This window comes from Falsirhodobacter algicola (assembly GCF_018279165.1).
Lineage (GTDB): Bacteria > Pseudomonadota > Alphaproteobacteria > Rhodobacterales > Rhodobacteraceae > Falsirhodobacter > Falsirhodobacter algicola.
In genome coordinates this window covers 556,783-578,557 of the sequence record NZ_CP047289.1, presented here as the reverse complement: position 1 = coordinate 578,557, position 21,775 = coordinate 556,783, and the positions used below count along the sequence as shown (strand labels likewise).

General features: G+C 66.1%; 25 protein-coding genes and 1 tRNA gene. 13 read left to right on the top strand and 13 right to left on the bottom strand.

Annotated elements, in window-relative coordinates; all coding sequences use genetic code 11:
- Window positions 1–23: 23 nt before the first annotated feature.
- Complete coding sequence (locus GR316_RS02945; RefSeq protein WP_211784569.1) at window positions 24–941, bottom strand: siderophore ABC transporter substrate-binding protein; 918 nt, start codon at window positions 939–941, stop codon at window positions 24–26.
- A gap of 161 nt (window positions 942–1,102) precedes the next feature.
- Here GR316_RS02945 and GR316_RS02940 point away from each other — a divergent pair, with 161 nt between their 5' ends.
- From GR316_RS02940 to GR316_RS02915, 6 genes are read left to right on the top strand one after another with little or no spacing between them, the layout of a single operon-like run.
- A complete protein-coding gene (locus GR316_RS02940; protein WP_211784568.1) occupies window positions 1,103–1,747 on the top strand; it encodes a paraquat-inducible protein A in 645 nt (214 codons plus the stop codon).
- Window positions 1,744–2,346 carry a paraquat-inducible protein A gene (locus tag GR316_RS02935; RefSeq protein WP_211784567.1) on the top strand — a complete coding sequence of 201 codons (603 nt, stop codon included), beginning with the start codon at window positions 1,744–1,746 and terminating at the stop codon, window positions 2,344–2,346. Before GR316_RS02940 ends, GR316_RS02935 begins: the two co-directional genes overlap by 4 nt.
- The gene (locus tag GR316_RS02930; RefSeq protein WP_211784566.1) at window positions 2,339–4,441 is read left to right on the top strand and encodes a PqiB family protein; all 2,103 of its coding nucleotides are present in this window, start codon (window positions 2,339–2,341) and stop codon (window positions 4,439–4,441) included. Before GR316_RS02935 ends, GR316_RS02930 begins: the two co-directional genes overlap by 8 nt.
- Before the next feature lie 18 nt (window positions 4,442–4,459).
- Window positions 4,460–5,017, top strand: a complete 558-nt coding sequence (locus GR316_RS02925; RefSeq protein WP_211784565.1) for a PqiC family protein — start codon at window positions 4,460–4,462, stop codon at window positions 5,015–5,017.
- Between the two features lie 39 nt (window positions 5,018–5,056).
- Window positions 5,057–5,902: a DMT family transporter gene (locus tag GR316_RS02920; RefSeq protein WP_211784564.1), complete on the top strand. Its 846-nt coding sequence runs from the start codon at window positions 5,057–5,059 to the stop codon at window positions 5,900–5,902.
- A complete protein-coding gene (locus tag GR316_RS02915; RefSeq protein ID WP_211784563.1) occupies window positions 5,902–6,780 on the top strand; it encodes a lysophospholipid acyltransferase family protein in 879 nt (292 codons plus the stop codon). Before GR316_RS02920 ends, GR316_RS02915 begins: the two co-directional genes overlap by 1 nt.
- A 3-nt stretch (window positions 6,781–6,783) precedes the next feature.
- Here the strand turns inward: GR316_RS02915 and GR316_RS02910 are convergent, their stop codons facing one another.
- Window positions 6,784–7,950, bottom strand: a complete 1,167-nt coding sequence (locus GR316_RS02910) for a BaiN/RdsA family NAD(P)/FAD-dependent oxidoreductase (protein WP_211784562.1) — start codon at window positions 7,948–7,950, stop codon at window positions 6,784–6,786.
- A gap of 103 nt (window positions 7,951–8,053) precedes the next feature.
- Here GR316_RS02910 and GR316_RS02905 point away from each other — a divergent pair.
- Window positions 8,054–8,128 (top strand) — tRNA-Gln (locus tag GR316_RS02905).
- A 68-nt stretch (window positions 8,129–8,196) separates the two neighbouring features.
- On the opposite strand, the gene GR316_RS02900 is transcribed toward GR316_RS02905, so the two are convergent.
- Window positions 8,197–9,015 (bottom strand): GNAT family N-acetyltransferase, encoded by an 819-nt coding sequence (locus GR316_RS02900; protein ID WP_211784561.1) that lies wholly within the window; start codon window positions 9,013–9,015, stop codon window positions 8,197–8,199.
- Complete coding sequence (locus GR316_RS02895) at window positions 9,012–9,701, bottom strand: GntR family transcriptional regulator (protein ID WP_249218802.1); 690 nt, start codon at window positions 9,699–9,701, stop codon at window positions 9,012–9,014. The genes GR316_RS02900 and GR316_RS02895 overlap by 4 nt, the downstream gene beginning before the upstream one ends.
- 223 nt (window positions 9,702–9,924) lie before the next feature.
- Between GR316_RS02895 and GR316_RS02890 the strand changes: the two genes are divergently transcribed.
- The 5 genes from GR316_RS02890 (at window position 9,925) to GR316_RS02870 (ending at window position 14,617) form a co-directional block, all read left to right on the top strand.
- Window positions 9,925–10,899, top strand: a complete 975-nt coding sequence (locus tag GR316_RS02890) for an ABC transporter ATP-binding protein (protein ID WP_211784560.1) — start codon at window positions 9,925–9,927, stop codon at window positions 10,897–10,899.
- A gap of 31 nt (window positions 10,900–10,930) precedes the next feature.
- The gene (locus GR316_RS02885) at window positions 10,931–12,196 is read left to right on the top strand and encodes an ABC transporter substrate-binding protein (RefSeq protein WP_211784559.1); all 1,266 of its coding nucleotides are present in this window, start codon (window positions 10,931–10,933) and stop codon (window positions 12,194–12,196) included.
- A 65-nt stretch (window positions 12,197–12,261) separates the two neighbouring features.
- Window positions 12,262–13,119, top strand: a complete 858-nt coding sequence (locus GR316_RS02880; protein WP_211784558.1) for an ABC transporter permease — start codon at window positions 12,262–12,264, stop codon at window positions 13,117–13,119.
- Window positions 13,120–13,123: 4 nt separating this feature from the next.
- Window positions 13,124–13,960, top strand: a complete 837-nt coding sequence (locus GR316_RS02875) for an ABC transporter permease (RefSeq protein WP_211784557.1) — start codon at window positions 13,124–13,126, stop codon at window positions 13,958–13,960.
- Window positions 13,961–13,966: 6 nt separating this feature from the next.
- Window positions 13,967–14,617, top strand: a complete 651-nt coding sequence (locus GR316_RS02870) for an aspartate/glutamate racemase family protein (RefSeq protein WP_211784556.1) — start codon at window positions 13,967–13,969, stop codon at window positions 14,615–14,617.
- Window positions 14,618–14,621: 4 nt separating this feature from the next.
- Here the strand turns inward: GR316_RS02870 and olsA are convergent, their stop codons facing one another.
- Genes olsA through GR316_RS02855 form a run of 3 tightly spaced genes read right to left on the bottom strand, consistent with a single transcriptional unit; the run spans window position 14,622 to window position 16,439 of the window.
- The gene (olsA, locus tag GR316_RS02865; RefSeq protein ID WP_211784555.1) at window positions 14,622–15,443 is read right to left on the bottom strand and encodes a lyso-ornithine lipid O-acyltransferase; all 822 of its coding nucleotides are present in this window, start codon (window positions 15,441–15,443) and stop codon (window positions 14,622–14,624) included.
- On the bottom strand, window positions 15,440–16,222 hold the full coding sequence (olsB, locus tag GR316_RS02860; RefSeq protein WP_211784554.1) for an L-ornithine N(alpha)-acyltransferase: 783 nt from the start codon (window positions 16,220–16,222) through the stop codon (window positions 15,440–15,442). Before olsB ends, olsA begins: the two co-directional genes overlap by 4 nt.
- Window positions 16,223–16,268: 46 nt before the next feature.
- Window positions 16,269–16,439, bottom strand: a complete 171-nt coding sequence (locus GR316_RS02855) for a DUF3553 domain-containing protein (protein ID WP_211784553.1) — start codon at window positions 16,437–16,439, stop codon at window positions 16,269–16,271.
- 13 nt (window positions 16,440–16,452) lie between these two features.
- On the opposite strand from GR316_RS02855, the gene GR316_RS02850 reads away from it, so the two are divergent.
- Window positions 16,453–17,016: a histidine phosphotransferase family protein gene (locus GR316_RS02850; protein WP_211784552.1), complete on the top strand. Its 564-nt coding sequence runs from the start codon at window positions 16,453–16,455 to the stop codon at window positions 17,014–17,016.
- Here GR316_RS02850 and GR316_RS02845 read toward each other — a convergent pair.
- The 6 genes from GR316_RS02845 to rplU form a co-directional block, all read right to left on the bottom strand.
- Entirely contained in the window at window positions 17,013–18,269 is a 1,257-nt protein-coding gene (locus tag GR316_RS02845; RefSeq protein WP_211784551.1) for a glutamate-5-semialdehyde dehydrogenase, read from the bottom strand. The genes GR316_RS02850 and GR316_RS02845 overlap by 4 nt on opposite strands.
- Window positions 18,270–18,279: 10 nt before the next feature.
- Complete coding sequence (proB, locus tag GR316_RS02840; protein WP_211784550.1) at window positions 18,280–19,395, bottom strand: glutamate 5-kinase; 1,116 nt, start codon at window positions 19,393–19,395, stop codon at window positions 18,280–18,282.
- On the bottom strand, window positions 19,383–20,408 hold the full coding sequence (obgE, locus tag GR316_RS02835) for a GTPase ObgE (RefSeq protein WP_211784549.1): 1,026 nt from the start codon (window positions 20,406–20,408) through the stop codon (window positions 19,383–19,385). The genes proB and obgE overlap by 13 nt, the downstream gene beginning before the upstream one ends.
- Before the next feature lie 66 nt (window positions 20,409–20,474).
- On the bottom strand, window positions 20,475–21,011 hold the full coding sequence (locus GR316_RS02830; RefSeq protein ID WP_211784548.1) for a GNAT family N-acetyltransferase: 537 nt from the start codon (window positions 21,009–21,011) through the stop codon (window positions 20,475–20,477).
- A gap of 81 nt (window positions 21,012–21,092) precedes the next feature.
- Window positions 21,093–21,362 carry a 50S ribosomal protein L27 gene (gene rpmA, locus GR316_RS02825; RefSeq protein WP_211784547.1) on the bottom strand — a complete coding sequence of 90 codons (270 nt, stop codon included), beginning with the start codon at window positions 21,360–21,362 and terminating at the stop codon, window positions 21,093–21,095.
- 6 nt (window positions 21,363–21,368) lie between these two features.
- Window positions 21,369–21,758: a 50S ribosomal protein L21 gene (rplU, locus tag GR316_RS02820; RefSeq protein WP_211784546.1), complete on the bottom strand. Its 390-nt coding sequence runs from the start codon at window positions 21,756–21,758 to the stop codon at window positions 21,369–21,371.
- Window positions 21,759–21,775 lie beyond the last annotated feature (17 nt).

The following is a 21,775-nucleotide window of genomic DNA, read 5'->3' as shown; positions in this document are numbered from 1 at the left end:
CCGGTCGGACCGGCCCGGCTCCTTCAGCTGTCGGCGGTGACGGCCTCGTAGACCTGATCCAGAAGGTCCGACACGGCCTGATAGCCGTTCATGACGATATAGGCCTTCTGCGGATCGAGATAGACGATATGGCCCTCTTTCCACGCGGTGGTCTGATGCACCAGCTCGTTGTCCAGAAGCGCGGCCGCCGCCTGCCCGCCTTCGGCCGCGATGGCCGTGTCGCGGTCCACGACGAAGATCCAGTCGGGGTTCGTTTCCAGAATGAACTCGTAGCTGGCCGCATCGCCGCGGTCCGAACGATCGTCCACATCATCGAGGACCGAGGGGAAGCCCACTTCCTTGTGCAGCCAACCCGTCCGCGATTCGGGACCGTAGACGCCGATCTTGCCACCGCTCGTGACCAAGGTCAGGGCGCGGCCCTTGCCCTGAACGGCGTCGTGCAGGCGATCGACCTTGGACCGAAGCTCGGCATTCATTTCGGCGGCGCGATCCTCCTTGCCGAAGATCTCGCCAAGTTCGGTGATGTTGGCGGTGACGCTGTCGATGAAATCGTCGTTGTCGATGGACAGATCCACCGTCGGGGCGATCCGGTTCAGCTGCGGCTGCGACTGGCGCGAACGGGCGGCCACGATCACCAGATCGGGGTCCGCCGCGGCGATCCCCTCCACGTCCGGCTCCTGCAGGCTGCCCAGCTTCAGATAATCGTCCGAGCGGAATTTCGACAGATATTCCGGCGCGTTCGACCCCGGCACCCCGAGGATCGAAACACCGAGCGCATCGAGATTGTCCACATTGGCCCAATCCATCACGACGACGCGCTCCGGACGGCTGTCCAGCGTCACTTCGCCCTGACGATGCGGGATGGTGATGGACTGCGCCGACACGCTGCCCGCCACAGCAAGGCACAACCCGCCCAGAACGGCCCCAAGTTTCATTCGCATGCTCTTTCCTCTTGCTGAGTAAGGCCCGGATGGCTGGCGAAAAAATCTGGCTGCCGGATGTTCGTGGGCCATTCAGCATATCCCAGTTTTTTTGTAAACCATCGGCAGACCGTCCGGCGCGTTGACGCGGCGTCCGGCTGACATAGAATGGGCGCATGGACATGAGGGCACGACATGAATGGGCGGATGTTCCGCTGGAACAGCTGCGGGCCTGCCCCCATTGCGATGCCCTGTATCGGCTGACCGAGGTGCGGCCGCGCGAACGGGCGCAGTGCCGCCGCTGTCACAGCGTGCTGATCGCGCCGCGGCGCGGGGCCTTCGTGCGGATCATCGCGCTGGCGCTGGCCTCGGCGGTGCTGCTGGTGATCGCCCTCCTGACCCCGTTCCTCGATCTAAGCGCGGCGGGCATGCATTCGGATGCCTCGATCCTCGATGCGACGATGGCCTTTTCCGAAGGCGTCCTCGCGCCGCTGTCGCTGGCCTGCGCGGCCTTCATCATCGTGATCCCGGCGATCCGGCTGGCGCTGACCCTCTATACCCTTGTGCCGCTGGTGCGCGGGCGGCCCGCCGCGCGGCATGCGGCCGACGCTTTCCGCCTTGCCGAAAGGCTGCGGCCATGGTCCATGGCCGAAATCTTCGTGATCGGTGTGGCCGTCGCGCTGGTGAAGGTGTCGGGCCTTGCCAGCGTCACGCCCGGAGTGGCCTTCTGGACCTTCGCCATTCTGGTCATCATCTCGCTCTGGCAGGACAGCTACATGGACCGTGAACAGATCTGGAGCGCGATCGACCGCGCCCGCTCCGCATGAGCGATCAGATCGTCACCGCCCGCGCGGCCGGGCTCGTCGCCTGCACGCGCTGCAGCCGCGTGCACCCGCCGGGCGTGCCGCGATGCGACCGCTGCGGCGCACGCCTCAGCAGCCGCAATCCGCATGGGCTTCAGCGGGTCTGGGCGTGGTGGTGGGCCGGGCTGATCGCCTATATTCCGGCCAACCTCTATCCGATGCTGCTGACCAACACCTTCGGCTCGCACAGCGAATCGACGATCCTCGGCGGTGTCATCGAATTGTGGGCCCATGGCGATGCGCCGATCGCGCTGATCGTCTTTGCCGCGTCCATCGTGATCCCGGTCGGCAAGTTCCTCGCCATCGGCTTTCTGGCCATGTCGCTGAGAACGCGGCAAGTCATGTCTGAACACGCCCAGCACCGGCTGTTCGCGGTGGTGGAATTCATCGGCCGCTGGTCGATGATCGACGTGTTCGTCGTGGCCATCCTCGCCTCGCTGGTGCAATTCAACATCGTGGCCAGCATCAATCCGGGGCTGGCCGCCATCTGCTTCGCCGTTTCCGTCGCCTTTACCATGCAGGCGGCGCTTTCCTTCGATCCGCGCACCATCTGGGATGACTGATTTGACCGACACGCCGCCGCCCGCCCCGCCCGAGATGGAAATCCGTCCCCCGCGCCGTCACTGGTGGAACCGCATTTCCATCATCTGGCTGGTGCCGGTGCTGGCGCTGATCGTGGCGGTCATCGTCGCGGTCCAAAGCTATACCGATCGCGGCACGCTCATCACCGTCAGCTTCGACAATGCCAGCGGGATCGAGGCGGGCCAGACCGCCGTGCGTTACCGCGACGTGGTGATCGGCACGGTGGAATCGGTGAACTTCTCCTCCGATCTCGGCCGGGTGGAGGTGAACCTGCGCGTGGCGAGCGACATCGCGCGCTACATCGACGCCGATGCGCAATTCTGGGTGGTGCGCCCCGAAGTGTCGGTGCGCGGGATCAGCGGCCTCGATACCGTCCTGTCGGGGGCGTATATCGCGGGCAATTGGGACGCCGAGGCGAGCGGCGAGCCGCAGCGCGAGTTCAAGGGCCTTGAGGCCCCGCCCCTGCAATCGCAGAACGGCACGACCGTGACGCTGCGCCTGCGCGACGGCAACCAGATCTCCGCCGGTGCCCCCATCATCCACAAGGGGATCGAGGTCGGCAGCGTCGGCACGCCGCGCCTTGCCGATGACGGCAACACTGTGCTGCTGGATGCCGTGATCCGCGCGCCCTACGACAAACTCCTGACCACGGATTCGCGGTTCTGGGATGCCTCGGGCTTCGACATCACGCTGGGCGCGACGGGGATCGATCTCGATGTCCGCTCGCTCGCGGCGCTGATCGAAGGCGGGATCAACTTCGACACGATCGTGTCGGGCGGTGAGACGATCAAGCCCGGCGAGGAGTTCTTCGTCTATCCGAACGAGGCCGATGCCCGCAGCTCGGTCTTCACCTCCGCCTCCGAAGTGCAACTGCCGCTGTCGATCGTGTTCGACGGGTCGGTGGCGGGCCTGATCGAAGGGGCCGAGGTCCGCTACAACGGGGCCACGATCGGCCGCGTGACCGATCTGGGCGCCATCGCCGATACCAGCATCGAGACGCCCGGCGTGCGGATGCTGGCAAACCTCGAGATCGATGTCTCCGCGCTCGGTCTGCCCGAGGACGCTCAGGTGGAGGATGCGCAGAACTTCGTGGCCACGCTCGTGCGCGAACGCAACCTGCGCGCGCGCCTTGCGACGGCCTCGCTCTTCACCGGCTCGCTCATGGTGGAACTGGTGGAACAGCCGGACGCCGCCCCGGCGGAACTGGACCTCGATCACCGGCCCTTCCCGCTGGTGCCGACCGCCCCGGCCGATATCACCGAATTCCAGACGACGGCGCAGGGCGTCATCAACCGCATCGGCGGCCTGCCGGTGGAGGAGTTGATGCAGGCCGCGATCGGCGCGCTCAGCAGCATCCAGACGCTGGCTGGCGACCCCGAGACCCGGCGCGTTCCCGAAGAGGCGGCGGGCCTGATCGCCGATGCCCGCGCCCTGCTGACGGGGGAGGATGTGTCCGGCACGCTCGCCAATCTGCGGCAGACGACCGACGGGCTGCGCGACATCGCGGATCGGTTGCAGGACGGCCAAGCGGTGGAGAATCTCGTGGCCGCGATCCAGAAGGCGAACACCACGCTGGAAGGCGTGCAGCAGGCCTCGGCCGAGTTCCCGCAGATCGCCGCGCAGCTGCGCGAATTGTCGGTGAAGGCGAACGATCTGCAAATCCAGGATCTGGCCGACAGCACCGACCGCCTTCTGCAAAGCGCGAATGGCGTCCTGTCGCAGCCCGGCGCCGAACGTGTGCCCGCGGCCCTGGCGAATTCGCTGTCGGAAATCGCTCAGGTTCTGGCCGAAGTGCGCGAAGGCGGGGCCATCGGCAACGCCAACGAGGCCATCGCCGCCGCGCAGCGCGCGGCCGACAGCATCCGGCAGGCGGCCGACGATCTGCCCGCCCTGACCGCGCAGGCGGCGCAGGTGCTGCAGGATGCCGGTGGTGCCGTCTCGGGCTATGGCAGCGATTCGCGCTTCAACGTGGAACTGGTCACGGCGCTGCGCAGCCTGCAGGAGGCTGCGGATTCCGTGACCTCGCTGGCGCGCGCCATCCAACGCAACCCGAACTCGATCATCCTCGGGCGCTAGGCCCCGGTCCGGAGAGACATGATGAAACTCCCGCTTCCCCTTCTGCTCGTCTCGGTGCTGGCGGCCTGTGGCACCGCCCCCGGCTATCAGCTTCAGGTTCAACCGACCGAGGCGCGCTATGCCACCGCAGCCCGCACCATCATGGTGCGCGAAATCTCCCTGCCCGATTACGCGACCGACGACACTATGGCCCGCCAGAACGCCGCCGGCGCCGTCGAGGTGATGTCCCGCGTCCGCTGGGCGGATCTGCAACCCCGCGCGGTGACGCTGGCGCTGTCGCGGCAGTTGAACGCCATGCTGTCGGCCACCGTGGCCCCCGAGCCGTGGCCCCTGTCGGGGCTGCCGGATGGCGAGGTGGATGTGCGCGTGGACCGCATCCTAGCCGGGGCGGACGGGCTCTTCCACCTCGACGGTGTGTACTATGTCCGGGCCGAGGGCGTGTCGCTCGGCGTGCCGTCGCGCGATTTCGCGATCACCGTGCCGCTGCCGGGCGAAGAGCCGGCGCAGATCGCGGCGGCCCAATCGACGGCGGTGGCCCAACTGGCCACGCAAATCGCGCGTTCCGTCTCGCGCTGACGCTTGTGGCGGCCGTGGCGGCGACATAGGGTCGCCGCCATGAACAGGGCGATCGGCTACATGCTGCTGGGCATCTTCTGCTTTACGCTGATGGATGCCACGGCAAAACACCTCGTGGAAGCTGGATATCCGGCCCTTCAGGTCATCTGGGCGCGTTATGCCGGGCAGGTCGCCGTCATCGTGCTGATGTTGAACCGGCGCTTTCCGGGCGCGCTCCGGACCCGCAATCCGAAGGTGCAGGTCCTGCGCTCGGTGCTGCAGTTCGGATCGACCGCGTTCTTCTTCGTCGCGCTCGGCTTCATCGGTCTGGCCGAGGCGACGGCCATCGCCGACACCAACCCCGTCTTGATCACGCTAGGGGCCGCGCTGTTTCTGGGGGAACGGATCGGCCTGCGCCGCCTGCTCGGGATCGCGGCCACGCTGACCGGCGCGTTGATCATCATCCGCCCCGGCGCCGAAGTGTTCACCCCCGCCGCCCTTCTGCCGATGGGCTGCGCGGTCTGCTATGCGGGCCATGCGCTAGCGACGCGCTGGATCGGCCTCTCCGATCCGCCGGGAACCTCCATGGTCTATTCGGCGATGATCGGCACGATCGTCACCACACTGGCGCTGCCCATGGCCTATACCCCCATCGCGATGGGCGATCTGTGGGGCTTCGTTGCGATCGCGCTTCTGGGCAGCAGCGCGCAACTCTTTCTGCTGCGCGCCTTTTCGGCTGGCGAAGCATCGGCCATCGCGCCCTTCGGCTATGCCGGCATCGTTCTGGCCACGCTCTGGGGGGCGGTGTTCTTCGGGGAATGGCCGGACCGCTGGACGATCCTCGGTGCCCTTGTGATCGTGGGGGCCGGGCTTTATGTCTGGCACCGTGAAACACGGAAGGGTTGATGGCTAGGAAGAAGAGAAGCCAAGCCAGAGACTGGCTTGAGAATGCAGCGCTGCGCACGCTGATCGGCGGGCTTCTGATCCTGCCCTACCGGGTCCGTGTGCCCCTGTGCGGCTGGGTCATGAGCCGCGTGATCGCGCCGCTGGCGGGATACCGCAAGCGCATCCGCGACAACCTCGCGCTCGTCCTGCCAGACCTGCCCGCCGAGGAGGTGGAGCGTCTGGTTCACCGCGTGCCGAACAATGCCGGGCGCAGTGTCATCGAAAGCTATTCCGGCGCGGAATTCATGAAGCGCGCCGGCACCAGCCCCGTGACCGGGCCGGGCCTTGCCGCCGTGGAAGAAGCCCATGCCGCCAAACGCCCGATCATCTTCCTGACCGGCCATTTCGGCAATTACGAGGCAAGCCGGGCCGCGATGACGGCGCGCGGCTATACGGTGGGCGTGCTCTACCGGCCGATGAACAACCGTTATTTCAACACCCATTACGTCGCGGCAATGGAAGCGCTCGGCACGCCCGCCTTTCCGCGGGGGCGGCAGGGCCTTGGCGGAATGTTGCGGCATCTGCGGGCGGGCGGAAAGCTCGGCATGCTGATCGACCTGCACATGTACGATGGCGAGCCGCTGACCTTCTTCGGCAAGAAGGCCCTGACCGCCCTTTCGGCGGCCGAGCTTGCGATCAAGTACAACGCGCTTCTGGTGCCGACCTATGCGATCCGTCAGGACAACGGCCTCGATTTCGAGATCCTGATGGAAGCGCCCGTCCCCCATACCGATCCGGTGACGATGACGCAGGCGCTGAACGACTCGCTGGAGGATTTGGTCCGCAAGCATCTCGATCAGTGGTTCTGGATCCACCGCCGCTGGAAGAAGGCGCGCTGAGGGTCAGGCCACCTGCCCGGCGGCCCAGCCCGATGACCACGCCCATTGGAAGTTATAGCCGCCGAGCCAACCCGTCACGTCCACCACCTCGCCGATGAAGAATAGCCCCGGGCGGGCCCGCGCCTGCAGCGTCCGCCCGTCTAGATCGTCGGTATCGACCCCACCCAGCGTCACTTCGGCCGTGCGATAGCCTTCGGTGCCGACGGGCCGCAGCGTCCATGCGGCAAGCCCGGCCTCCAATTCCTCGATCGCTTGGTTCGACAGCGCCCCCACGGCCCCATCCCGGCCGGAGCGTTCGGCCAGCAGCCGCGCCAGCTTGTCCGGCAGCAGACGGGCCAAAATAGTGCGCAGCGCCGCCCGCGGCTCGGCCCGGCGGGCCGCCGTCAGCGCATCGCGCAGCGCGCCCTGCAGGCGCAGATCGACCAGAAGCGGCTCCCCTTCGCGCCAATAGCTGCTGGCCTGAAGGATCGCCGGCCCCGACAGGCCACGATGGGTGAAGAGCAGCGATTCATCGAAGGCCCGCCCGGTCCTGACCCGCGCGGGCACCGCGATCCCAGCCAGCGGGCGCAGATCCTCAAGCTCCTGCTCGGCAAAGGTCAGCGGGACGAGCGCGGGGCGCGTCTCCACGAGCCGCAGGCCGAACTGCTCTGCCACGCGGTAGCCGAAGCCGGTGGCCCCCATCTTGGGAATGGACTTGCCCCCCGTCGCCACCACGAGCGAGGACGCCTCCACGATCCCCCGCGCCGTCGTCACGCGGTAACCTTCGGCCACGGCCTCGACGGCGGTGTCGAGCCACAGCTCCACCCCCGCCTGCTGCATGTCCCGCAGCAGCATGTCGATCACCTGCTGCGATTTGCCGTCGCAGAAAAGCTGCCCCAGCGTCTTTTCATGCCACGCGATCCCCGCCGCATCCATCCGCGCGATGAAATCCCACTGCGTGTAGCGTTTCAGCGCCGAGAGCGCGAAGCGCGGATTGCGCGACAGGAACGCCTCCGGCGCGATGTTGAGGTTCGTGAAATTGCACCGCCCGCCGCCGGAGATGCGAATCTTCTCCCCCGCGCGGGCGGCATGGTCGATCACGAGGACGCTCCGCCCCCGCCGAGCCGCCTCGATCGCGCAGAACATACCGGCAGCGCCGGCCCCAAGGACGATGACATCAACACGTTTCATGCCCTGCTCCTACCCTCCGCCAAGAGCTTCGGCAACGTGGCGGATTTTTTCATTTTTCCTCTTGCGGCTGACAACCGCCTTGGCTAATAACCGCCCCACAAGTTGGGGCGTCGCCAAGTGGTAAGGCAGCGGTTTTTGGTACCGCCATTCGCAGGTTCGAATCCTGCCGCCCCAGCCAGTTTACCACAAAAAACAATGCGATAGACTGCTGGGCCGCATAGGCTTGTTCGGCTGTGCAGGATGCTATCACCCAAGCTCCATGCTGGCGATGGCCTGCATATGCGCCGTGCCCTTGGGGGCCGTTCCGCGATACATCCGGGCCGTCGCGAAGACGGGTGCGAAACCCCGCTCCCGCAGCAGATCCCGCAGGCCGATATTGCTGTCGCATATGTCGATCAGGACGGGCGATCCGGGAAAGATGTCCGCCGCGGCGCTGGCGAGCCGCAGGGCCTCTGCCGAACTCTCCGCGACGATGGGGCCGATCTTCAGCCCCTCGCGGCACTGCCGGACCGTTGCGAATCCCGTGCCGTCCTGCATCCGGACGGTTCGCCGCGTCGCGCTCGGGGCCAGCCAGCGGCGCAGGAATGCCGCCCGGCGCAGACCTCCGGCCTTTGCATCGAGGGTGATGAGGGGATCGATATCGCCGGGCTGAACCTCGACGATACCGGTCGTATCGCCGGGCCGAAGCTGGCCTCCGAAACGCAGGGTCGCGCCATGACGCACGAACCCCGAACGCATGTAATTCGCCTGCTGCGCCTCCACCCCGTCCAGACCGATGGCTCGGTCACCCGCATGGCGCAGGGCGTGTTGCCACAAGGCAAAACCGATGCCCTGCCCCCGAAACCCGGGCCGGCAGATATAGAGGCCGAGAAACGCGTTCCGATCGTCGTGATTGACGACGGACACGGCCGCGGCGGGAACGCCCCCGACCTCGGCCAAGAAGAACCCACCCGGATCGGCCGCGTGGAACGCCTCGGCATCGTCGAGGCCGGGGTTCCACCCCTCTGCCGCCGCCCAGTCGAGGACCATCTCCACCTCGGCCAGTGACATGTTCCGCAGGATCATGCGCCCAACGCCTCGCGCAGGGTGGCCGGGGCGGAGGCCCGCCCCCGCAGATCGAGCGAGCTGAGAAGGTCCAGCAAGTGGTTCTTCATCAATTCCTCGGCCAGATCGCCGTCCCGTTCGGTGAAGGCGCGGACGAGGGCGTGGTGGGCGTGGCTTTCGCAAAGCGCGCCGCGCCGGTGCCAGTACAGCGCGATGATCAGCGACGAACGGGCCACGAGTTGGGCGATGAACTCGGCGATGGTCGCCTGATCGGCGATCCGCGCGATCTCCAGATGGAAGCGGCTCGACAAGTGCAGCGCCCGCCCCGCATCGCCGCTGCGCATCGCGGCATGTTCCTCGTCGATATGACGCTGCAAGGCGGCGATATCGTCCGCCGTCATCCGTGCGGCGGCGGATCGGGCCGTCCGCGGCTCCAGCAGGGCGCGCGCTTCGAACACTTCCCGCGCCTCTCTCACGCTGGGCCGGGCGACGAAGGCACCGCGATTGCGCTTAAGCTCCACCAATCGGTCATGCGCCAGCCGTTGCAACGCGGCGCGGATCTGCGTGCGCGACACGCCGTAAATCTCCGCCACCTCGTCCTCGGACAGTTTGGTACCGGGGGCGAGACGGTGTTCGTGGATCGCTAGCGCCAGATCGGCGGCGATCGTTTCGGGGTCGGCGGGGCGCGGGCTCGTATTCATATGCATCCAATCTCTCCCCCGATCCTTGGGCGGGAGGGGGATTGCGCGCAATGCCGGACGCCTTGTCGACCGGATCGAATACAATCTTGTTTCGGAAATCGTGCGCTTTGTGTGGAAGGCTGCTCAAAAACCAGTCGAACCCGGATTTGCGGCGGGGGAAAGTGTCTTTTCGGTGCATTCGGGCGCGGCCTTCCCCTTACGTCGGATCAGGGACACGGGAAGGACAGCGATGCGCACGCCTCATGATCTGGAACTCGCGAGACTGACCAAACGCTATGGCGACACCGTTGCGGTGGACGGTATCGATCACGTCTTTGCGCCCGGCAGCTATGTCTGCCTGCTCGGCCCTTCGGGCTGCGGCAAGAGTTCCACGCTGCGCATGGTCGCGGGGCATGAAAGCGTGACCGAAGGCGCGATCCGCCTCAATGGGCGCGACATCTCGGCCCTGCCGCCGGCGAAGCGCGGAACGGCGATGATGTTTCAGAACTACGCGCTGTTCCCGCATCTGAGCGTGAAGGACAACGTCGCCTTTTCGCTGCGGATGAAGGGGATCGGCAAGGCCGACCGCCATGCGCGGGCGATGAAGCTTCTGGAACTGGTGGACATGGCGCATCTGTCCGAACGCCTTCCCACGCAGCTTTCGGGCGGGCAGCAGCAGCGCGTCGCCCTTGCCCGCGCACTGATCAGCGAACCGGAGGTGCTGCTGCTGGATGAACCGCTCTCGGCGCTCGATCCGTTCCTGCGGGTGCGGATGCGGGGCGAGTTGAAGCGTTTGCAGCGCGAACTGGGCATCACCTTCCTGCATGTCACCCACGGGCAGGACGAAGCGCTCGCCCTTGCCGACGAGGTGGTGGTGATGAACAACGCCGTCATCGAACAGGCCGGCCCCGCGCGCGAGGTGTTCAATGCCCCGAAAACCGAATTCGTCGCGCGGTTCATGGGCGGGCACAACGTCGTCACCCTGAACGGCGCGCGCCATGCGATCCGTTCGGATGCGGTGCGGATCGGGCCGGACGGCCTGCCCGCCACCGTCAGCGCCGTCGAATATCAGGGCGACCGCGTTGCCGTGACGACCAATGTCCAAGGGCAGGAACCGATCATCGCCGTGATGAGCGACGCTGCCTTCTATGCCACCGACATAAACCCGGGCGCGCATGTGCGCCTTTCCTGGGATGAGGGGCGGCTGCACCGCCTCCGTGCCTGACAGCGACACTCCAACAGAGGGAAACGTGACCATGTCGAAAGCCGGTTATACCCGCCGCTCCGTCCTGAAATCCGGTGCCGCCGCACTTGGCGCCTCCGCCCTGCCTGCGCCGATGATCTGGGCGCAGGAGATCAAGAACATCACACTGCGCCAGTTCGGCACGGGCGTGTCCAACCTCAACGACGTCGCCAACAAGGTGAAGGAAGATCTCGGCTTCTCGCTGGAGATGACGGCGCTGGATTCCGACGCCGTGACGCAGCGCGCGGCCACGCAGCCGGGCAGCTTCGACATCGCCGATATCGAATACTGGATCTGCAAGAAGGTCTGGCCGACGGGCAACCTGCAGGCGATGGATACCAGCCGCATCCAGAATTACGACCGGATCGTGCCGATCTTCACCACGGGCAAGCTGACGCCGGAAACCGACATCGCGCAGGGCACCGCGCCCCACAGCGTCGGCTTTGTCGAAGGCCCCGGCAGCACCAGCTTCGCCGATCAGGAAACCGGCTGGATGACCCTGATCCCGACCATCTACAACGCCGACACGCTGGGCATCCGCCCCGACCTGATCGGCCGCCCGATCGACAGCTGGGCCGAGCTTCTGAACCCCGAATTCCGGGGCAAGGCGTCGCTGCTCGACATCTCCTCCATCGGGATCATGGACATGGCCATGGTCTGCGAAGCGATGGGCGAGATCACCTATGGCGACAAGGGCAACATGACCCGGGACGAGATCGACAAGACCATGGCGATCTTCACCGAGGCGAAGAAAGCCGGCCAATTCCGCGCCTTCTGGAAGACGTTCGACGAATCCGTGAACCTCATGGCCTCCAGCGAGGTGGTGATCCAGTCGATGTGGTCGCCCGCCATCACGGCCGTGAAATCGCGCGGCATCCCTTGCGTGTACCAACCGCTGAAGGAAGGCTATCGCAGCTGGGGCGGCGGTCTCGGCCTGTCGAAATCCCTCTCGGGGATGGAGCTGGATGCGGCCTATGACTACATCAACTGGTATCTGTCGGGCTGGGTCGGCGGCTATCTGATGCGTCAGGGCTATTATTCGGCCGTTCCCGAAACCTCCAAGGACTTCATGACCGAGAACGAGTGGGGCTATTGGTTCGAGGGCAAGCCCGCGACCGATGTCATCACCAGCCCCACCGGCGACAAGCTGGCCGAGGTGGGCGAGGTGCGCGACGGCGGCTCCTTCTACGAACGCATGGGGCATGTCGCCTGCTGGAACGCCGTCATGGACGAGAACCAGTACATGGTCCGCAAATGGAACGAGTTCATCGCCTCCTGATGCCGATGCCGGGGGCACCGCGCCCCCGGCCCCACGTCCAAGCCGAAGTGAAGGGCAGCACCCCGATGAAAGTGACCCGCGAGACGGTGACGGGATGGCTTCAGGCAGCGCCGCTGACGGTGGTGCTGCTGGGCTTTCTGCTGGCGCCGATCATCACCATCGTGATCGTCAGTTTCTGGCAGGCGACCGAGTTTTCGATCATCCCGGCCTTCAGCCTGGAGAATTACCAGTTCCTCTTCGGCTCTCCGGTGACGTACAAGGTCTTTGCCGCCACGTTCCGCTATGCCTTCATCACATGGGCGATGACGCTGGCGATCGGCTTCACCGTGGCCTATTTCCTCGCCTTTCACATCCGCTCGCAGACGGTGCAGATCGCGCTCTTCCTGCTCTGCACGATCCCGTTCTGGACCTCGAACATCATCCGCATGATCTCGTGGATTCCGTTCCTTGGCCGTAACGGGATTGCCAATCAGGCGCTGATGTCATGGGGCGTGATCGACGAGCCGCTGGAATGGCTGCTCTATTCCGATTTCTCGGTGATCCTCGCCTTCGTGCACCTCTACACGCTGTTCATGGTGGTGCCGATCTTCAACACGATGATGCGGATCGACCGCAACCTGATCGAGGCGGCGCGCGACAACGGCGCGAGCGGGTTCCAGACGCTGGTCCACGTGATCATCCCGCTGACGAAACCGGGCATCATGATCGGCACGATCTTCGTGCTGACGCTGGTGATGGGGGATTTCATCACCGTGCGCTTCATGTCGGGCTCGCAGCGGGCCAATGTCGGGCGGCTCATCTCCAACGATATCGGGCTTTTGCAATATCCGTCGGCGGCTGCGACGGCGGTGGTGCTGCTCTGCACCGTGCTGATCATGATCGCGATCCTGCTGCGCTTCGTCAACATCCGCAAGGAGCTCTGACCTCATGGAGAAACGCCCCCGCAGCTTCTACGTCCTCAGCGTCGTCTTCGCCCTGTTCGTGCTGTTCCTCTATGGGCCGACGATCACGATCGGCATCCTCAGCTTCCAAGGGCCGGAGGGCGGGCTGACCTTCCCGATGCGCGGCGTGTCGCTGAACTGGTTCCATGAGCTGTTTCAGCAGCAGGCGGTCGGCGACATCTGGGGCGCGTTCCGCCGTTCCTTCGCCCTTGGTCTGATGGTGATGGTCACGACGGTCGTCGTGTCGGTCATGGCGGGCCTTGCCTTCCGCAAACGGTTTCCCGGATCGGGCCTGCTGTTCTATGCAACCATCGCCTCGTTGGTGATCCCCTCGATCCTCATCTCGCTCGGCGTCGGGCTGATCTTCAACCAATTGGGTCTGAAGGTGCATTGGGCGACATCGGGCTTCGGCGCGCAGCTGACATGGACGCTGCCCTTCGGCCTTCTGATCATGTTCGCCGTCTTCAACCGCTTCGACCGCAGCTATGAGGAAGCGGCCCGCGATCAGGGGGCAAGCGCGTGGCAGACGATCCGCTTCGTGGTGCTGCCGATCATCGCGCCCTCGCTGATCGGGGTGGCGCTGTTCGGCTTCACCCTCAGCTATGACGAATTCGCGCGCACGCTGCTGACGGCCGGCAGCTACAACACCCTCCCGCTGGAGATTTTCGGGATGACGACGAATGTCACGACGCCCGTCGTCTATGCCCTCGGGACGCTGACCACGGCGTTTTCGCTGCTGATCATCGGGGCGTTCCTGCTGCTGGCTTGGGTCATGGCGCGGCGCCGGGCGCGGCTGGGTTCGGATGCGGGCAAAGGGGTCTGATCCGCGATGCGGCTGCTGTATCTCAATCCCAACTCCACCGCGTCGATGACCGATGACATCGTTGCCGCCGCCCGCGCGGCCCTGCCCGAGGCCGAGATCATCGGCTGGACCAATACCGGCGGCCCCCCGGCCATCCAAGGGCCCAAGGATGGGGCGGAGGCGGTGGCCGGGCTGCGGGCCATGCTGCCCGCCGCAGAGGCGCTGGCCGCCGATGCGATCGTGATCGCCTGTTTCGACGATACCGGCCTCGAGGAATTGCGCGCCGCAGCCCACTGCCCGGTGATCGGGATCGGGCAAGCGGCCTATACGGTCGGCACGCTGACCTATGGCGCATTCGCGGTGGTGACGACGTTGCCCGTCTCGGTTCCGGTGCTGGAGGGGAACATCGCCCGCTCTGGGATGTCCGGGGCCTGCCTTGCCGTCCGGGCCAGCGGCCTGCCCGTCCTGACCGTGGAGGAAGGGAGCGAGGCCACCCGCGCCCGCCTTGCCGAAGAGATCACCGCCGCAGCCGGCGATGGCGCGCGGGCCGTCGCCCTTGGATGCGCCGGCATGGCGCCCCTGCGCGCCGATCTTCAGGCCCGGACCGGCGTGCCGCTGATCGACGGGGTCACGGCCTCGGCGCATCTGGCGCGGGCGATCATCGCCACACTTGCCTGATGCCTCAGGTCAGGGTGCCGCAGGGATGGGCGGATCGTACGGCCGCTTCGGCCCGCTGCGTCAGCACCTTGCGATTGCCCGCCTCGGCCACCGGGATCGGATCGTGGAACGTCACATCCACCGCCCCGCCGGGCGGCGCGGCAAGCATCTGTTTCATATGCGGCCCGAACGGCATGCCGCCCCACCAGCCATGGAACCGCGGATCGGTGCCGGGCGGCGCGTGATAGGCGACGGTGACGGGCTGGATCGCCATATCGTCCTTCAGATCCTCTGCAAAGAACGCCGCAAAGAGGGTTGATTTGAATGGGATAATCCGGCGACCGTCCGTGCTGGTTCCTTCGGGGAAGAACAGCAGATGGTGCCCGGCGCGCAGGCGTTCTTCGAACAAATGCTGCTGGGCGCGGGCCTCTGCGCCCCGGCGGTTGATGAACACCGTACCCGTCGCGCGGGCCAGCCAGCCGATGCCCGGCCAACGCGCGACCTCTGCCTTGGACACGAAATAGATCCGGGCGCAGGCGTTCAGCGTGTAGATATCGAGCCAGCTTGCGTGATTGGCGACGATCGCGCCCCGCTCTTCCATCGCGCGCCCATGACGGCGCAGGCGGATCCCCATCGTCCAGAGAGAGCTGATGCAGACGAATTGCGTGATCCACGGCGTGATCGGTCGGCGCAGATCGAAAAGCGGCCGTTCGACCAATCGGACGAGGCACAAAAGCGCAAGGCAGCCGAAATTGATCAAGAGCAGCAGCGGCGCCCGCCAGATCAGCCGCATCCAACCGCGCCACCCGATCGGCGCAAAGGCCATGTCGCCGTCCTGCCACGTCATCCGTCATGTCCCTTGCGTGCGTAGAATTCGCGATGCCGTTCCGACATGCGCCCCGTGTCCATGACCAGACAGACATCGGTGGTGTTGAACTCGCGGTCGATCCAAGCGCCCTCGCCGACGAAACCGCCAAAGCGCAGATAGGCCTTGATCAGCGACGGGATCGCCAGCATCGCGGCCTTGCGATCGAGGGCGTCGGCGGCGATCAGATCCATCGGCTGGCGCTGCGCGGGGCGCGCGGTCACGCGCAACTCCTCGGGGGCGAGGTGATGGTGGTGCAGCCATGCCAACGGCAGCGCCAGCCGCCCCGCATCCGTGCCGTGAAAGCTTGCAGGCCCGAACAGGATCTCGATCCCCCGCTCCAGCACATAGGCGGCAAGGCCGTTCCACAGCAGCATCATCGCCATACCGCCCCGGAAATCGCGGTGCACACAGGACCGGCCCAGTTCCAAAAGGTTCCGCCCCGTGGCCAGAAGCGGCGACAGATCGTATTCGGTGGCCGAGTAGAACCCCCCCGCCTGATCCGCCCGCGCCGAAGACAAAAGCCGATACGCCCCCACCACATCATCCAGCGCCGCCGCATCGCGCCGCTTGTCGATCAGCAGGAGATGCTCGAAATACGGATCGAAGCGGTCGCATTCCAGCCGCCGGTCGTGATCGACCATCGGGCCGTCCGCGCCCAGTTCCTCGACGAAGACGCGATAACGCAGCCGCTGCGCGGCCATCAGGTCCCGGTCATCCCGCGCCAAACGCAGGGTCAAATACGCTTCGTCCGCCATCATGACGATTGCCGTATCCGCTGGCCGCGGCACCTGTCAATCACACTCCTCATTCGAAGACCGGGACCAGATGCACCTCGCGCCCGTCGATGGCGACCTTGCCCGCATGTTCGAAATTCACCGTGACCCGCATGCCGATTCGCGATTGCACCTGACCAAGGCCCCAGTCAGGCTGCGCGGGATGCCGGACAAGCATGCCCGGTTCAAGTATCTCGTTCATGGCGGAGCCTCCGATGACTGAAATTTCCGATCTGAGCACATTGATCGGTTCGCGTATCTGTCATGACCTTATCAACCCGATCGGCGCGATCGGCAACGGGATGGAGCTTCTGGCGATGACGGGCGTGCCCGCCAGCCCCGAGATGACGCTGATGTCCGAAAGCATCGCCCATGCCAGCGCCCGCATCCGTTTCCTGCGCATCGCCTTCGGTGCCCCGGCCGAGGCCCCGATCGGCGTGGCCGAGATCCGGTCGATCCTTGGCGCGATGAACGGCCGCATCACCATCGACTGGCAGCCCGGTGCCGTCAGCCGGACCGAGGCGCGGATCCTGTTCCTGCTGATCCAGTGCATGGAAACCGCGCTCGCCTATGGCGGCAGCATTACCATCACGTCCGAGCGCAGCCTTCATGCCGAAGCGCGGCGCCTGCGGGATGCGCCATGGGAACTGCTGACCGAAGGGACGGGCGATCTGACCGCCGCGACCGTGCAGTTTGCGCTGGCCCGCAGCGCCATCGCCGCGGCGGGCGGGACCCCCTCGCTGACCCGGTCCGAGGGGGGTATCGCCATCGCCTTCTAGGGGCGGACCGTTCCATCGCCGGTCACGAGGTATTTGAAGCTCGTCAGCTGCTCGGCCCCCACGGGGCCGCGCGCGTGCATCTTGCCCGTCGCGATCCCGATCTCTCCGCCCATCCCGAATTCACCCCCGTCGGCGAACTGCGTGGAGGCGTTCTGCAGCAGAATGGCCGAATCGAGCCGCTGGAAGAACCGCGCCGCCACGGCCGCATCCTCGGTCACGACCGCATCGGTATGGCCCGAGCCGAAGCGGCGGATATGCGCAATCGCGCCGTCCACGCCGTCCACCTCCCGCAGGGCGATGACGGGGGCGAGGAATTCTTGGCCGAAATCCTCCTCCTGCGCCGGAACGACGCCGGGCAATTCAGCCAGCGCGCCTTCGGCCCGCACCTCGATCCCCGCCTCCTGAAGGCCGCGCACCAGATCGGCCCCGGCGCCAAAGGCGCGGTCGATCAGCAGACATTCCGCCGCACCGCAAACCCCGACCCGCCGCGCCTTGGAGTTCACGACCACCGCCATCGCCTTGGCCGGATCGGCCGCCCCATCGACATAGACGTGGTTGATCCCCTCCAGATGCGCAAAGACCGGCACCCGCGCCTCGCGCTGGACCAGACCGACGAGGCCCTTGCCCCCGCGCGGCACGATGACGTCGATATGCTCGTTCATGCGGAGCATTTCGGCCACCGCCGCGCGGTCCTGCACGGGAACGAGCTGGATGGCATCCTTCGGCAGCCCCGCCGCGACCAGCCCCGCCTGTAGGCAGGCATGGATCGCCGCCGAGGACTGCGCGCTTTCGCTGCCGCCGCGCAGGATCACGGCATTGCCGGCCTTCAGGCACAGCGCGCCCGCATCGGCGGTGACATTCGGACGGCTTTCATAGATGACGCCGACCACGCCAAGGGGCGTGCGGACGCGGCGGATGTTCAGCCCGTTCGGGCGGTCCCATTCTGCGATCACCTGCCCTACGGGATCGTCCTGCGCCGCGATGTCGCGCAGCGCGCCTTCCACCCCGGCGATGCGCCCTGCATCGAGGATCAAACGATCGAGGAAGGCGCCGGAAATGCCGCGGGCCTTCGCGGCCTCCACATCGGCGGCATTGGCGGCAAGGATCGCGTCCTGCCCCGCATGGACGGCATCGGCGGCGGCCAGCAGGGCACGGCGCTTGGCCTCGACTGGCGCGAAGGCCAGCTCCGCCGCCGCCGCCCGCGCCTTAGCGCCGATCGCCTGCATCAGATCCGCCACCGCTGCGTCGTCCATCCGATCCTCCTCAGATCACCATGTCATCCCTGTGCACGAGCGCGGCGCGCCCGGCATAGCCCAGTATCTCTTCGATCTCGCCCGAGCGGTGCCCGATGATCGCCCGCGCCTCGGTGGAGGTATAGCGCGTCAGCCCGCGGCCCAGCACCTCCCCCTCGGGGGACAGGATCTCCACCGGATCGCCGCGGCCGAAGGCCCCGCTCACCGCCGTGACGCCGGCCGGAAGCAGCGACTTGCCCGCCGCAAGCGCCTGCGCGGCCCCGGTATCGACATGCACCTGCCCGCGCGGTTTCATCGCGTTGATCCAGCGTTTGCGCGCGGCCTGCGGATCGTCCTGCGCCACGAACCATGTGCAGGCGGCCCCATCCATCAGCGCCTTCAGCGGGCGTTCCACCGACCCTTCGGTGATTGCCATGGCGCAGCCCGCGGCCACCGCCGTCTTGGCCGCCATCAGCTTTGTCTTCATCCCGCCCTTGGAAAGGCCCGACACCGGATCGCCCGCCATCGCCTCGATCGCGGGGGTGATCGCGTCCACCACGTCGAAGCGGTGGGCGGTCGGATCTTCCTTGGGGTTCGCGGAATAGAAACCGTCCACATCCGACAGCAGCACCAGTTGATCGGCGCCCACCGTCACGGCGATCTGCGCGGCCAGACGGTCGTTGTCGCCGAAACGGATTTCGTCGGTGGCGACGGTGTCGTTCTCGTTGACGATCGGCACCACGCCAAGGCCCAGCAGCATCTCCAGCGTGGCGCGGCTGTTCAGATATCGCCGCCGGTCCGAGGTGTCGTCCAGCGTCATCAACACCTGCCCGGTGGTGATGCCATGCGGGGCAAGCGCCTCCTCATAGGCGCGGGCAAGCTGGATCTGACCGACCGCCGCAGCGGCTTGGCTCTGTTCCAGCGGAAGCGAGCCGTAGCCGAGATGCAGCACCCCTCGACCAAGCGCGATGGAGCCGGAGGACACGAGGATCACATCCGTGCCCCGGGCCTTCACCTCGGCCACATCGAGCGCGAGGGCGTGCAGCCAATCCTGACGCAAGCCGCAGTCGCGATCCACCAGAAGGGCGGAGCCGATCTTGATGACCAGCCGTCGTGCCGTGCGCAGATCGGGGATCAAGGCTGCCACGGCGCGGGGTCGTCATCGACCGCTTTCGCCGCCTCGATCTGCGCATGTATCGCGCGAAGAACGTCCTGCAAGCCTTTGTTCGCAGCCCCGGAAATCACATGAACCGGCCCGCCCGAAGCCTCTTCAAGCCCCTCGCGCCACATCTGGATCGTATCCTCGTCCAGCGCGTCGGCCTTGTTCAGCGCGACGATGCGGGGCTTGTCGCCCAATTCGTCGGCATAGGCCTCCAGCTCGGTCACGATGGTCTGGTAATCCTCCAGCACGGTTTCGGACGTGCCATCGACCAGATGCAGCAACACGGCGCAGCGTTCGACATGCGCAAGGAACTGCGTTCCAAGGCCGCGCCCCTCGCTCGCCCCTTCGATCAGGCCCGGAATATCGGCCATCACGAATTCCTTGCCGTCCACACCCACGACGCCGAGGTTCGGAACCAGCGTGGTGAAGGGGTAATCCGCAATCTTCGGGCGGGCGTTCGACACGGCGGAGATAAAGGTGGATTTGCCCGCATTCGGAAGCCCGACAAGGCCCGAATCCGCAATCAGCTTCAGACGAAGCCAGATCGTCCGCTCCACCCCCGGCTGGCCCGGGTTCGCCCGCGCCGGTGCCCGGTTGGTCGAGGATTTGAACCGCAGGTTGCCCCAGCCGCCATTGCCGCCCTTGGCCAGCAGCACGCGCTGCCCCACCCGCGTCAGGTCGGCAAGGACCGATTCCTCGTCCTCGTCGATGATCTCGGTTCCGACGGGCACGCGCAGCACGATGTCGTCGCCGGTCTTGCCGGTGCGCTGGCTGCCCATGCCTTGCTGACCGGTCTTGGCGAAGAAGTGCTGCTGATAGCGGAAGTCGATCAGAGTGTTCAGCCCATCCACCGCCTCGGCCCAGACCGAGCCGCCATTGCCGCCATCCCCGCCATCCGGGCCGCCGAATTCGATGAACTTCTCGCGCCGGAAGCTGACGCAGCCGGACCCGCCGCCGCCCGAGCGGATATAGACCTTGCAGAGATCGAGGAACTTCATGGGCTGGCCTTCCTGCCGTTTCGTCAGGCGATAAGGGGAATCCGGCGCAGGCTCAACCCCGCACCGTCAGAGCTTGCGGATATAGGTCCACGTTGCGACATGGGCATTGCGCGAGACGGAGAACGTCTCCGCATCGCCAAGATAGACGAAGCCGTTGTTCGTCAGAACCCGCGCCGACCCCGGATTGTCCTGAAACACCGAGGCGAAGATCGCCGTGTTTCCCAGCGGGTTCGCAGCCACCAATGCCGCCACCGCCTCGGACGCAAGGCCCGTGTTCCAGAACGCCGGCGCGACCCAATATCCGATTTCGGACTGGCCGCGATCCATCTTCGTCAGACTGATGATGCCCAGCACCTCGCCGAGTTCGGTCGAGGAGCCGTCCATGACCCAGATCGCCTCTTCGCAGCTGGGATTCATGGCGCGGGTGACGAACGCCTCGATCGCGCCGGGCGGCATCGGGTGGGGAATGCGGCTTGTCATGCGCGCCACCCGCAGATCGCTTGCGTAATGCCCCAGCAGACCGGTATCCGACCGGCGAACCGGGCGCAGGTGGAAACGGTCCGTGCCGATCACCGGGATCGGATCAGCGATGTCGAGCGTCATGGCGATGTCTCCCACATCAGAACGCGAAAAGGGACCGGCCGCGAAGCCGATCCCCTGTTGCATGCAACCTTGCGGTTCGGCTTACTCAGCGGCCTCCGCCACCGGGAGGACCGAAATGAAGGTGCGGCCCTTGAGGCCTTTCTTGAACGACACGGCGCCTTCGCGCGTGGCGAAGATCGTGTGATCCTTGCCCATGCCGACGCCCTCACCCGGGAACCAGGTGGTGCCGCGCTGACGCACGATGATGTTGCCCGCGATGACCGCTTGGCCACCGTAGAGCTTCACGCCAAGGCGGCGACCGGCGGAGTCGCGACCGTTGCGGGACGAGCCGCCTGCTTTCTTGTGTGCCATGAGGGATTACTCCTTCGTCTCGTGGGCTGCGCGGCGCGCATCGGCGGTGCCGGTCGCTGCCTTCACGTCGGTTGCATCGGCGCCCGAAGCAAGGACGTCCGTCACGCGCAGCAGCGTGAGCTGCTGACGGTGGCCCTTGGTGCGCTGCGACGAGTGCTTCCGGCGGCGCTTGACGTAGTGGATGACCTTCTCGCCCTTGATCTGGGCGATCACTTCGGCCTGAACCGCGGCGCCGGCCACGAAGGGCGCGCCGATGGTCGGCGCATCGCCGCCCACCATGAGAATGTCGTTGAACTGGATCGTTTCACCAGCTTCGGCTGCAAGCTTTTCGACGCGCAGGATATCGCCCGCGCGAACCGTGTATTGCTTGCCGCCCGTCTTGAGGACCGCGAACATGGGTCTTTCCTTCTTGT